This is a genomic window from Leptospira ognonensis (assembly GCF_004770745.1).
GTDB lineage: Bacteria > Spirochaetota > Leptospiria > Leptospirales > Leptospiraceae > Leptospira_A > Leptospira_A ognonensis.
The window spans coordinates 68,615-80,636 of sequence record NZ_RQGD01000024.1 but is presented as its reverse complement, the minus strand read 5'-3'; the positions used below and the strand labels follow the sequence as shown (position 1 = coordinate 80,636).

General features: G+C 39.3%; 13 protein-coding genes. 6 read left to right on the top strand and 7 right to left on the bottom strand.

Annotated features, from left to right (window positions below; all coding sequences use genetic code 11):
• The first annotated feature begins 2 nt into the window (after positions 1-2).
• Complete coding sequence (locus EHQ58_RS08885) at positions 3-983, top strand: DUF368 domain-containing protein (RefSeq protein ID WP_135623539.1); 981 nt, start codon at positions 3-5, stop codon at positions 981-983.
• A 47-nt stretch (positions 984-1,030) separates the two neighbouring features.
• On the opposite strand, the gene EHQ58_RS08880 is transcribed toward EHQ58_RS08885, so the two are convergent.
• The gene (locus EHQ58_RS08880; protein ID WP_135623538.1) at positions 1,031-2,536 is read right to left on the bottom strand and encodes a sodium:proton antiporter; all 1,506 of its coding nucleotides are present in this window, start codon (positions 2,534-2,536) and stop codon (positions 1,031-1,033) included.
• A 249-nt stretch (positions 2,537-2,785) separates the two neighbouring features.
• Between EHQ58_RS08880 and EHQ58_RS08875 the strand changes: the two genes are divergently transcribed.
• Positions 2,786-3,562 carry a YdcF family protein gene (locus EHQ58_RS08875; protein ID WP_135623537.1) on the top strand — a complete coding sequence of 259 codons (777 nt, stop codon included), beginning with the start codon at positions 2,786-2,788 and terminating at the stop codon, positions 3,560-3,562.
• Here the strand turns inward: EHQ58_RS08875 and EHQ58_RS08870 are convergent.
• Together EHQ58_RS08870 and EHQ58_RS08865 are read right to left on the bottom strand one after the other, a co-directional pair.
• The gene (locus tag EHQ58_RS08870; protein ID WP_135623536.1) at positions 3,546-3,764 is read right to left on the bottom strand and encodes a DUF6500 family protein; all 219 of its coding nucleotides are present in this window, start codon (positions 3,762-3,764) and stop codon (positions 3,546-3,548) included. The two genes, EHQ58_RS08875 and EHQ58_RS08870, sit on opposite strands and share 17 nt — an antisense overlap.
• 1 nt (position 3,765) lies before the next feature.
• Positions 3,766-4,227 (bottom strand): DUF3592 domain-containing protein, encoded by a 462-nt coding sequence (locus tag EHQ58_RS08865; RefSeq protein ID WP_135623535.1) that lies wholly within the window; start codon positions 4,225-4,227, stop codon positions 3,766-3,768.
• Between the two features lie 210 nt (positions 4,228-4,437).
• On the opposite strand from EHQ58_RS08865, the gene EHQ58_RS08860 reads away from it, so the two are divergent.
• The 3 genes from EHQ58_RS08860 to EHQ58_RS08850 are packed head-to-tail and all read left to right on the top strand — an operon-like array spanning position 4,438 to position 7,615.
• Complete coding sequence (locus EHQ58_RS08860; RefSeq protein ID WP_135623534.1) at positions 4,438-4,830, top strand: cytochrome c maturation protein CcmE domain-containing protein; 393 nt, start codon at positions 4,438-4,440, stop codon at positions 4,828-4,830.
• A complete protein-coding gene (locus EHQ58_RS08855; RefSeq protein ID WP_135623533.1) occupies positions 4,827-7,034 on the top strand; it encodes a heme lyase CcmF/NrfE family subunit in 2,208 nt (735 codons plus the stop codon). Before EHQ58_RS08860 ends, EHQ58_RS08855 begins: the two co-directional genes overlap by 4 nt.
• Positions 7,031-7,615 (top strand): cytochrome c-type biogenesis protein, encoded by a 585-nt coding sequence (locus tag EHQ58_RS08850; protein ID WP_135623532.1) that lies wholly within the window; start codon positions 7,031-7,033, stop codon positions 7,613-7,615. The genes EHQ58_RS08855 and EHQ58_RS08850 overlap by 4 nt, the downstream gene beginning before the upstream one ends.
• Positions 7,616-7,750: 135 nt before the next feature.
• Here EHQ58_RS08850 and EHQ58_RS08845 read toward each other — a convergent pair whose 3' ends face one another.
• Positions 7,751-8,917 carry an aminotransferase class I/II-fold pyridoxal phosphate-dependent enzyme gene (locus tag EHQ58_RS08845; protein ID WP_135623531.1) on the bottom strand — a complete coding sequence of 389 codons (1,167 nt, stop codon included), beginning with the start codon at positions 8,915-8,917 and terminating at the stop codon, positions 7,751-7,753.
• A gap of 87 nt (positions 8,918-9,004) precedes the next feature.
• Here EHQ58_RS08845 and EHQ58_RS08840 point away from each other — a divergent pair, with 87 nt between their 5' ends.
• Positions 9,005-9,361 carry a DMT family protein gene (locus EHQ58_RS08840; RefSeq protein ID WP_135623530.1) on the top strand — a complete coding sequence of 119 codons (357 nt, stop codon included), beginning with the start codon at positions 9,005-9,007 and terminating at the stop codon, positions 9,359-9,361.
• On the opposite strand, the gene EHQ58_RS08835 is transcribed toward EHQ58_RS08840, so the two are convergent.
• Genes EHQ58_RS08835 through EHQ58_RS08825 form a run of 3 tightly spaced genes read right to left on the bottom strand, consistent with a single transcriptional unit; the run spans position 9,347 to position 11,938 of the window.
• On the bottom strand, positions 9,347-10,024 hold the full coding sequence (locus EHQ58_RS08835; RefSeq protein ID WP_135623529.1) for a phosphopantothenoylcysteine decarboxylase domain-containing protein: 678 nt from the start codon (positions 10,022-10,024) through the stop codon (positions 9,347-9,349). The genes EHQ58_RS08840 and EHQ58_RS08835 overlap by 15 nt on opposite strands.
• A gap of 6 nt (positions 10,025-10,030) precedes the next feature.
• Positions 10,031-10,567 (bottom strand): phosphopantothenoylcysteine decarboxylase, encoded by a 537-nt coding sequence (locus EHQ58_RS08830; protein ID WP_135623528.1) that lies wholly within the window; start codon positions 10,565-10,567, stop codon positions 10,031-10,033.
• Positions 10,568-11,938, bottom strand: coding sequence for a hemolysin family protein (locus tag EHQ58_RS08825; protein WP_135623527.1), 1,371 nt, complete (start codon positions 11,936-11,938; stop codon positions 10,568-10,570). It lies immediately after the preceding gene.
• Between the last annotated feature and the right edge of the window lie 84 nt (positions 11,939-12,022).

The window sequence follows — 12,022 nt, the reverse complement described above, 5'->3', positions numbered from 1 at the left end:
CTATGCCACTAACTAAAAAAGAAATTCTATTTTGTATCCTTAATGGATTTTTGATCGGAATTGCCAATTTGATACCCGGAGTGTCCGGTGGAACTTTTGCTCTCATACTCGGTCTTTACGATCGATTGATTACAGCGATTACATCGATCAATGGAATCACAGTTTCAGTTACTATTCAATTTCTCATAGGTTTTACAAATCCTACGAAACGAGAACATTTCAGAAAGGAGATGAAGCGAATTGATTTTTGGTTTTTAGCCTTTTTAGGCTTCGGATTGCTGCTCTCCGTAATCTCCGGCGCAAAATTAATCCAATTTCTATTGCAAAATCATCCGGCAGCCACCTTGGCTTTGTTTATCGGACTCATCATTCCCTCTTTATCTGTTCCTTATAAATTAATAGAAAATCACGGCATCAAAGAATGGATCTATCTGATTCCAGGCATAGCTCTTACCATCCTTCCAAGTTTGTTTATGGGCGATACAACTGGTTCAGAAAATCCGCTCATAGCCTTCCTTACAGGTATGATCGCGATCTCGGCAATGATCCTTCCGGGTATCTCTGGTTCTTATATTATGCTAGTTTTAGGCGAGTATCAAATCGTGATCGGCAAACTTTCCAATATTCTAGAGCTAGATTCTATCTTTTTCCTTGTTGCCTTTGCTCTTGGATGTTTGGTGGGTCTGATTGTATTTACGCACTTTGTTAAATGGTTATTTAAAAAATATAAATCGCACACGATGACTTTTTTACTCGGCCTAATCCTTGGTTCCTTTTTCATCCTCTGGCCCTTTAAAGACTATGCCAATGGACAAGCCATCGTTGGCAGAAGTGGAGAGGTGAAACGAGACATTCAGATTGCGACAGCAAAAAATATTTTGCCTGCGAATTTCGATGAAACAGTGATCCCTGGACTTGCTTTACTTATCGGGATTGCACTCGGTTTTGGCTTAAACCAATTAGAAAATCTAAAAGAAGACTAAGAAGAAAATTTGGTGTAGAGAGAAATTCCTCTACACCAAAAAGCAATCTAAACGAAAAATACGAAAGTAATCAGTATAAATACAGGAATTAATACTCCCATAGAATAAGCTAAGTAACCACCGAACGAAGGCATCTTTACTTTGTTTTCTTCAGCGACTGACTTCACCATAAAGTTAGGTGCATTACCAATGTAAGTGTTCGCACCCATAAATACAGCCCCGACCGAAATTGCTTTTAGTAATCCTTCTAACTGAGGTTGCGTGAAAGTAGAAAGTGCCTTCAACTGTTCGATCGCATCTGGAGTCGTGTGTGTCGCAAAATAATAGAAGTTTTCAGTCGTGAGACCAGAAAGACCTGCCGCTAAAGAACCGAAAGTTAGATAGGTGGGAGCATTATCAAGGACAGAAGAAAAAATTCCCGCTGCCCAATAGAAATGCCAATCTGATGTCACACCCAACTCTTTTCCATGAGCCTCGAGAAGAACGAGTGCAGGAATCATGGTGATGAAAATACCGATAAACAAATAGGCAACTTCTTGTATCGGATGCAGCGTAAAGTTATTAAACTTTCTAAATTCTGCTTTGGAAGTATACTTCGATGCTGCAATCAGACCGAGTAACACTGCTTCTCGTATAAATCCAAGAAATGGATTGGCTTTGATCGCTGGAATGTAATTGCTATTCAAAAACGCAACAGAGAGAATTACACCAAACAACCAAACGAAGTTTACCTGTCCACCGATGGAAAAAGGAACTGCAGATTGAATGTCTTTTTTTATATCTTTTTTAGTTTCCTTTTTATACGCAATTGTATCCCAAACAAAATAAACAGTAAGCAAAATGACCGCTGCAAAAAGCATTTCTGGTAAGAGACCAAAGGTCCAAGTAAATGGAACACCCTTTAGATAACCTAAAAATAAGGGAGGGTCACCAAGTGGAGTGAGCGAACCACCGATGTTTGATACGAGAAAAATGAAAAATACAACTGTATGAACCACATACTTACGTTCACTATTCGTTTTCAATAATGGTCTGATGAGTAACATGGAAGCACCTGTCGTTCCAATAAAAGACGCGAGGGATGCTCCAATGAAAAGGTATATCGAGTTATTGAGAGGAGTGGCCTGAATATCCCCCTTGATCACGATACCACCTGAGATATAAAAAAGAGAGGCTAGTAGGATGATAAAAGGCACATAATCGAAGACGACGGTATGAAAAATGGCATGGCCATAACCATAAACGAGAAGCACGATAAACGAGATCGCTCCAAGTCCGACCGCAACCATCAATTTGTTATTGTTATTTTCCCACCAATGCTCTGTTTTGTGTGAGGCAATGGGCAGAATTGCGATCGAAAGCAAGATTGCGACAAACGGAATCACGGACCAAAATGGTAACTCAGCATGTGCTGCTGCATCATGTGAGGAGTGACCTGTGTCTTCTTGTACTGTCGGTTGACCTGTGGTCGCTGGGCCTTCGGCAAATAAATTCGCAGAAAGAAAGCAAATGCAGGCAATAAATACGAATAATGTTAGGAGCTTTCGTAACATGCTCACCATCCTTTTTTCTTGCTAGCATACGCGAATCGCCATGGTTCTGGAACTAAAAAAACCTAATTCCATAGATTTTTAACCGAATCAGCCGACGAATCACCAAAATTTGAGACGAAAATCACTCTCTTGTTCTGGATATACGTTGAAGTTGCGGGATATTCCGAGGAGCAGCATCCGTAAGAAGAAAAGAAGAGCGAAATGTTGAGGTACTCTTGCCAGAATCCTTCCCTCTTTTCCTTTTGATGCATGGACCCTATCTTCTTTTTCTTTTCTAAAGTTCTCTCGATTTTTATCTATCCCTTCTCCCTCTTTTTTTTATTGGGAATTTACGCCCTACTAAAAGTAAAGGACCGAAGATCAAAATTCATTTTTAGTTCCCTACTTCTATTTTTATATTTTTTTTCAAACGCATTCATAGCCGCAAAACTTGTCGCATCACTCGAAAAAAATTATCCTCCTATAGAAATTGAAACTCTACCTGAAGTTGATGTCGTGGTTGTATTGGGTGGAATGATACACACACTTGCTATTCATCCTGGTAGGCCAGAATTAACAGATGCAAGCGACCGTTTGGTGGATGCTGTTAGAATCTACAAAGCAAAAAAAGCTAAAAAAATATTATTCACTGGTGGGTCTGGTTCGCTATTTGCTGGTGAAATACGAGAAGCAGATCTTGCCGAAAAAATCATACTTGGATTAGGAGTTCCAAAGTCCGACCTCCTTCTTGAGCGTGAATCTCGGAATACGAGGGACAATGCTGTTGCCTCGGCTAACATTATAAAAACCAACCACCTTTCAAAAATGATACTTGTTACATCCGCGTTCCATATGAAGCGCGCCGAAGCCTTGTTTCAAAAAGAGGGATTGGATTTCATAAACTTTCCCACCGATTATAAAACACCTTCGTTTACAAACCCAGCACTTGAACTTTGGATCCCATCCCCAAGTTATCTTGAAATCACAAGCCTTGCCATTAAGGAATGGGTTGGGATATTCGCGTATAGAATTAAAGGCTATCTTTAATCAATTTTTTAATCTTTGTGGCCTTTTCAAAATGATCTAACCTATGAGTGAGTATCCACCATTGCGCGACTTCCATGAGAAGTTCGGGTTCATCGTTGCGATTGGAAAAAAAAGCGTAAAACGATAACCCTACATTCGGTCCTTTGGCGTTAATTTTCTGATCGCAGACAGCGATGATTTTTGATTTAATCTGTTTTCTCATACTATAAAAACCTGGACCTCACCTTACTTAGAATAAGTGATAAGTTTGTCCCGAACAAAAAGATTAAAATACTAAAACATAGATTCCTGATTGGTTCATACCAAAACTCCCAAAAAGAATTGATCTTCGAGTAACTAGGATTATCTATTGAATAATATAATTCAACTTCTTGCCCTATTTGGTACTCATCTCCCACTTCACCCTTGATTTGTCCAACAACTTCAAATGTTTCACCATTGATGTTGTATTTGATAATGGGCCTTTGGATGTAATGAGAGGTACCATAACTTTTACCTCTTGTTTGCGTCGTATAATCGAACTCTTTATAAGAGGACACAACTTTACCCAGCGTGATAGCACCGGTTCTTACTATGATTACATTGCCTGTGATCGCATAAGCACTCGTGAAAAAAAGATACAATGCAAAGAGCTGGAGGAGACGTGAGGTAATTTTAGTTTTCATCCGAGGACTTTCAGGTTTTTTAATGGATCGATTATGTCAAAAAGATAAACATCCCGAGCCTAAGAGTCGTTCCTAGCTTGGCTTGCACTTTGTATCAGACATTCTTAAAACTGGGATTCCGCATCCAATAAAATCGCAGGTTGGACTTGACTCAGGTTTGTACTTTTGGAAGCCTGAAGGAAGACGATTGAATTTCGTCTAAAGATTGGTATGAATACAAAATTTATCGCGCTTCTCGTCGTCATAGGTGCCTCACTGGGGGGAATTGCCTACTTTTCATCCACGGAGACGTCCTTTTTGCTTCTGGACGCGTCTGAACTCGCGGCTAGTTCGGCAAAGTATGCGGATCAAAACCTGAGAGTTCGGGGTTTTGTAAAGGTTGGTTCTCTCATTCGGGAAGGCAAAAAAGCTAGGTTCACATTGGAATTCAATGATAAAGCTATACCCGTTTATTTTACTGGAGATACCCTTCTGCCAGATGCCTTCAAGGAAGGAGCAAGGGCTCGAGTGGATGGAAAATTTGAGAAGGGAATTCTTGTTGCAAGTCATGTTGAGGCAAAATGTGCCTCAAAATATGAAGCAGGGTATGCGGAAGAAAAATGAATAATTTAGGAACCATACTTCTCGCATCCTCTCTCGCAGTACTTTTATTTTCGATAATCCAGACTACCTATGGGATGATCAAAGGAGATAGAAAAGGAATTGAAATTGGTCGTTTGGCTTTGATGACAAATCCCGCGGTCATCTCTCTAGCCTTTTTAGTTTTACTGACACAATTGATGCGATCCGACTATAGTAATCATTATGTGGTGATGCATTCAAGCGAACACTTACCGCTATTTTATAAGATGACTTCCATTTGGTCAGGATCATCTGGTTCCTTGTTATTTTGGAATTTAATTCTCAATCTGTTTACGTTTATCGTGCTATGGCAAACAAGAAAGTCGATACAAGATCGAATCCCTGTCATGAACATCATATTAGCCGTGTTATCTGGATTCTTTAGTTTTCTAGCAGTTTTTTACGGTGATGCGCAACCCTTCAGAGAATTTCAACCTGAAGCAGTTGCTGGACGAGGTCTGAACCCGTTATTACAACATTGGGCTATGATCATTCACCCTCCGATTCTTTATATCGGTTATGTTAGCATATCCATTCCTTTTGCCATTGCCATGTCAGCTCTAGTATCAGGACAGTTGTCAGAAGATTGGATGAAATTCATTCGTAAATGGACTCTATTTTCCTGGTTCTTTCTCGGAACTGGCATTTTACTTGGTTCAAAGTGGGCCTATGAAGAGTTAGGTTGGGGTGGTTATTGGGCATGGGATCCTGTTGAAAATGCCTCCCTTATGCCTTGGCTCCTTACTTCTGCCTTTGTCCACTCTGTAGTCATTCAAGAACGGAGAGGGATGCTCAAGTTTTGGAACATGTTGCTCGTAATTTTAGCATTTCATTTTAGTCTTTTAGGTACTTGGATCACTAGATCTGGTGTATTAGAAGGCCCCCATAGTTTTTCAAAATCAACCATTGGGACGCCTTTCATCTGTTACATCATTGCAAGTTTCCTTTTCTTTACTGGTTTTGTCATTTATAGAAAAAAAAGCCTAAGCCCAGAAAGAAATTTAGAAGCCATCACATCAAAAGAAGGAAGTTTTTTACTAAACAATTTTTTACTCGTTCTCTCAACGGCTGCCATCCTTCTCGGTGTTTTTTCTCCACTTTTATATGGAAAAGAATTCAAAGCACCTTGGTTCAATTCTTGGGGGGTCCCAGCAGGAATTTTCTTATTATTGCTCATGGGATCTGCGCCCCTTCTTGCCTGGCGAAAAGGAGCGGGAAGCGTCTTCTTTGCTACATTGTTAAAACCTTTCCTAGCCGGCATATTTGGGGCAATAGCATATATTCTTTTTTATTCGCAAGTGTATACAAAACCAAGTGCAGGGTATGGAGATCTACTCTCAGAAGTTTACTCCGTGCTCACGGTAGGGATTGGGATCTTCACCTTGGCTGGAATATTTCAAGAATACTACAGAGGGACCAAAGCGAGAAAAGAGCAAAACCCTGAGGAAAGTTATCCGCTTGCGGCATTTAATCTGCTCATCAAAAACAAACGCAGATATGGCGGATATTTGGTGCATTTTTCTTTAGTATTGATATTTATCGGTTACGCAGGAAATGCATTTAAACAGAATACATCGATAAAATTTTATTACGAGTTAACACCACCCACTTCTGAAGAAATCGTTTATTCATCCATTGATAAGGGAATATTAGGTGGATACCAAATAGAGGCATCTACACTTAAGATTAAGCCTGTTTTGATAGCGGGTGCTGGTACAACTCCAAATATACAAAACGTAATTGTTTCTCAGGAAGGAACGTATGCGATTTATAGAGGCACGAATAAAGAAGCGGAACTAGTAACAGAAAGAAGATTCTATCCACAAATCTCCCACCTAACGGGCGATTTTGAAACACACATTCCGACAAGTGAACCTGCTATACTGTCTTTGCCTAAGGAGGATTTTTACATCCAGCTTGGTGCCATCGAGAAAGCAGATATGAGTTCTGAAAATCCCGATCTTCCTTTGATGTTTATGAATTATTATTTTACGGGAAGCACCCAGGCTGAAAAGCTTTCCCTCTACCTGCAATTTCCAAAACAAATAGTGGCAAATCTTGAAATATGGATCAACCCTTTAGTAAAATTAATCTGGATAGGGTCGGGTCTATATTTTATTACAGGATTATTTTTGCTCCTGCCTATCGGTGAACGTAAATCCAAGAAATCGGAAGCACTTGTATGAGAATAAGAATTTTCTTAAGAAATTCACTTTTTCACATACTTCTTTTTGGAGCATTGCTTATAAGTAACCGCCTTCTTGCGCAAAGTACAACCACTACATTAAAAGATCCAAATCACATTGAGATATTTCTAGATGTTACATCAAAGATTAGATGTATCTGTTTGCCTAGCCTTCCGATTCAATCATGCTCTTTCAATATGTGTACCGCCTCAGCATACTTAAAAAACTTTATAGAAAATCGCATTAAAGATGGCATGCCAGGTGATGAAATTATTTTCAAAATGGAACATGGGTTTGGTGAGGCTATCTTAAATGATTCCATTGTTCTACACTTTCAGAAAGAGGGCAATCAAGGAATGGTTGATTCTCTGGTTTATGGCTTCGGTGATAAAATTCTAGCCAAACCCGATTCCACTTGGATCAACGGTACTTTATTTCTATTTGGTCTTTTGGGACTAACTGGAATTTTTTTGTATTTCAGAAAGAATCGTAAAATCATGATACAAAACGAAACTAATAAGGGAAAAACAGATCTTTCAGAACTTCAAAGTAGGATCAGGGCATGGGAAAACCGGGAATAATTTTCGCGCGCGGATTTTAAATCCCCCGCCCTGTTTTGGGTGGGGGGTGTGGATCTGAGGGCGACCCGTTCTCCGCATTGACCACATAACTCAGGTTCCCTTTTGGCGCCAGCCAACATAAAATTTATGGCAGATTTATTCGTCTTTCTGCCCACTTATTTCCTGCCTTGTTGCAACCAATGCAAGAACCAAACTTTCAATCATCGAAATGCTCATCTCTGCATTTAGGCTGATCCGAAGTCGAGAATTTGGAACTGTCGGAGGTCGAATCGCACGAATATCGAAACCTCTTTTTTTCAAAGCTTCAGAAAAAGATAGAGCCTCCCTTTCGGAAGGCATCAGTACAGGAACTATATGCGAGGTAGTGGGAGAAATTTGAAATCCTTCGGCAATCAGTCTGTCTTTAAACAACTTTGCTATTTTGTGCAAATGGTATCTCTTATCATCTGCGGCAGCTAACATATCCAATGCGCCTATCGCTGTCAAAGATATCGCCGGGATTGGTGCCGTGCTAAAAATAAATGCACGCATTCGATTGACCAAATAATCTCTACCAATATTCGAAGTTGCAATAATACCACCCTCTAAACCTAGAGCTTTACCGAGGGTATAGACACGATAATCTATTTCATCAACATCTTCTTCTGTTAATGTTTCAAAGCATAATCCTCTACCATTCTTGCCAAAAACACCTAATGCATGCGCTTCATCCAATATAAGAACACATTTGTTTTTTCTTTTGATCTCAATTAATTTTTTTAAATCAGGAGAGTCTCCGTCCATACTGAAAAGAGTTTCCGAAACGATAATCCGTTTCTTGTTCGTCTGGCTAGAGTTTGCTTCCAACTTTATCAATTGAGATTCTAAATGATCTAAATCTAAGTGATTATAGTATTTTTTTTGTGCCCCGGATATCCTTATCCCATCTAAAATCGAAGCGTGATTGAGTCTGTCCGTAAAAATATATGTTTGTGAATCGGCAATCGTATCAATCAAACCCATATTTGCCACATAACCATTTGCGACTAACAAGGAATTTTCCGAATGGACAAAATTAGAAAACTTAGCTTCAAAGTCTGACATCGATTTCCGATGTCCTCTCACTAATCGCGAGGCTGTTGATCCTGTGGAACTTTGAAGTACATTTCGTGAAAACAGTTGGATGAGTTCTGGCGAGTTTGCTAAGCCGAGATAATCATTGGAACAAAAATCAATTTCGTCTCTTTGTAAGCACTCCCGAAAAAGGTTTTTTTCACGAATCTGTTCTAAATTATTTTGTAGTTCATCCCAATGTTCGCTCATTTTAACAGTTTCTATAGAAAACTTGAATTTTCCGAATTCTTTTTCATTGGAATTGAATTTCTGAAACGAAGTCAGGAAATTGTTCTCATGCTGACAATTTTACTTCTCATTTTCTCCAATCTATTCATGACTTTTGCCTGGTATGGGCATTTAAAGTTCGCAAAAACAAATAACCTTTTTTACGTCATAATGTTTTCCTGGGGTTTGGCTTTCTTCGAATACGTGCTCATGGTTCCCGCAAATCGAATCGGCTACATACATTATAAAATGGAAGGTTTTCAACTCAAAATCATCCAAGAGATCATCACAATCATTGTCTTTATGGGATTTGCCGTCTTTATATTGGGTGAACGCGTTCGTTGGAATTATTTAGTTAGCTTTGGACTCATTTTACTGGCAGGATATTTCGCTTTCGGGTTTGGAGAAAAATCAAATGTTCAATAAGAACTCTACAATTTGTTCTGCAATCAGTTCTTTTGGAAAGGGACCAATTTTTTTTACGATCCCATCTGCATTATAAATAATCACAGAGGAATCTATTTCACCGAATCCGATATTATGACCTACGTAATTTCCAATAATGTATCCTATGCCCTTTTTCAAAATTTTAGCTTTGGCATTTTTATCTAGGTCTTGCGTTTCGGCTGCAAAACCCACTCTCATCACATTATGAAGATTATTACCGAGTATATGATCTGTAACACTAACGAGTACATCAGGATTTTCTTCCAGCTCAAGAAGTAAGCCGTTTTTTGTACCTTCCTGATTTTCCTTCTTTATTTTATGTTTGGCGGTCATGATCGGGCGGAAATCAGCAGGAGCGGCAGCCATAACAAGAAGAGTATCATTTGTTATTTCACTGATTACGACATCTCTTAACTGTATCGTAGTATCTACTGCGATATTTTTGGTAACATTGGGAACATTTGCATATTTTTCAAGGGTATTGCCATGAATATAAACAATCTCTACATCTACTTTTCGAGCGAACGATTCTGCAATATGATAACCCATTTTTCCAGACGATGCATTTGAAATGTATCTAACTGGATCAAGCCATTCACGTGTTGGACCAGATGTAATGATGATTTTTCGAAAGGAATTCAAAATATACTACTTGGCCAGATTATGAAGGGTCAAAATTTCCTCTTCAATTTGATCCAGGGAAGCAAGCTTTCCATAGCCTTCATCTCCACAAACAACGATTCCTTTTTCTGGAGATACAATGTGAACTCCATCCTCTTTTAATAGCTTCAAATTTCTTTGAACGGATTTATGTAAATACATTCCAGGATTCATTGATGGAGCGATCAATACGGGGCTTGTATTTGCCAGGTAAGTTGAAGTTACTAGATCATCGGCGATTCCATTTGCCATTTTGCCAATGATGTTCGCAGAGGCAGGTACAACTGCAAATACGGAAGCAAGATTTTTGATCTCGATATGTGCCATACCCGTATCATATTCATTCAGTCTAACTGGTTTCCCAGTAAGTGCCTCAAAAGTTATACGTCCAACGAAATGTGTGGCATTTTCAGTCATGATCACCCTTACTGGATAATTTTTTTTTGTAAGGCTACGAACTAGGTCACACGTTTTATAGGCGGCGATGGACCCTGTCACAGCAATGATAATCTCCTTATCCGACACCTAACGATCCTCCGTATGATCTCGATCGTTCTCAGGATCTTCTTCTGCTAAGATGTCTCCTTTCGGCGTAAAGGAGATGGAGACGATTTTATTTCCGTCCATTTTTTTTACTTTAAGAATCCCTTTCTTAATATGTATGATACTTCCTTCTTTGGGCATATCTTCATTTTTATCTAAGAAAAAACCAGCGATTGTCCTTACCTCTTCTAAATCATCAGGCTCTTCACCCTCTAAAATATAGCGCAAACTATCTATTTCCGTTTCACCATCTAATACAATTGTTTTTGCTCGTTTAACGAGTGGCGTATCTTTCTCATCCGTGTCTGTCTCGTCTCGAATCTCGCCAAAAAACTCTTCGATTATATCTTCTAGTGTTAATAAACCTGCGACGCCACCATATTCATCGATTACGATTGCCATATGCTGTTTCTTTTCACGTAACTTCTTCATGACTCGCTCAATAGACATAGAATCAGGAACGAAAGGAAAATCCTTTTGCATAATCGAGGTAATTTTTTCCTTCTTACCCTTGCTAGATGTATGTTCCGCTTGCCACTTTAAATATTTTTGAACATGCACAATGCCTGTAATTTTATCTAAAGTTTGATCGTATACCGGATATCTGGAGAAATTATGTTCGGCAATCAGCGGAAGTAGCTTATCAATCGTAGAATCTTGTGGGATACCAACGATAGATAATCTATGCGTCATGACATCGCGTGCAATATGTTCCGAAAAATCAAAAGTTTTCTGTATAAGTCGCATCTCTTCATTATCGATACGTCCTTGTTTCCGCTGTTCCTCAATGATGATCATTAGTTCTTCGGCAGAATGTACATATTTATCTCCAGTTCGCTGCAAACGAAATAGAGTCAGAACACCACCTGACAGACGATTCATGACAAAGGTGACAGGGAAAAATAAATAATAAAATAGCCACATTGGAGCAGCGACACCCAAGGCAATACTTTCAGTATTTTGTATCGCCAATGTTTTCGGGACAAGCTCTCCTAGGATTACGTGAAATAGGGTAATTAGCGTAAAGGCCACTCCGATCGAAATACTATGGATTGTTAGTGGTTCTGCATCTAGTGAGAATAGTTTGAACATGCCCGCGACTATGTGCGAAAAATACTCCTCACCGATCCAACCGAGCAAAAGGGAAGCGATCGTAATTCCAACTTGGCAAACGGAGAGCATGTCATCTAGCTTTGAGACAGCCTTTTTTGTGAGCAAGGCCATCGATCGGTTCTCTTTCACCAATTCCTCTAAACGAGAGGGCCTGAGAGAAACCATAGAAAATTCAGCAGCTACGAAAAATCCATTTACAAAGACGAGAAGGAAGATTAAAAAAATGCCAATCAATTCCACGGTTAATAACAACCATGCGAAGAAGGAGCGAGAGGGAAAAATGCTGCGAAAATTTTACTGTCTGGGTCCATTGCGGATGTAGAA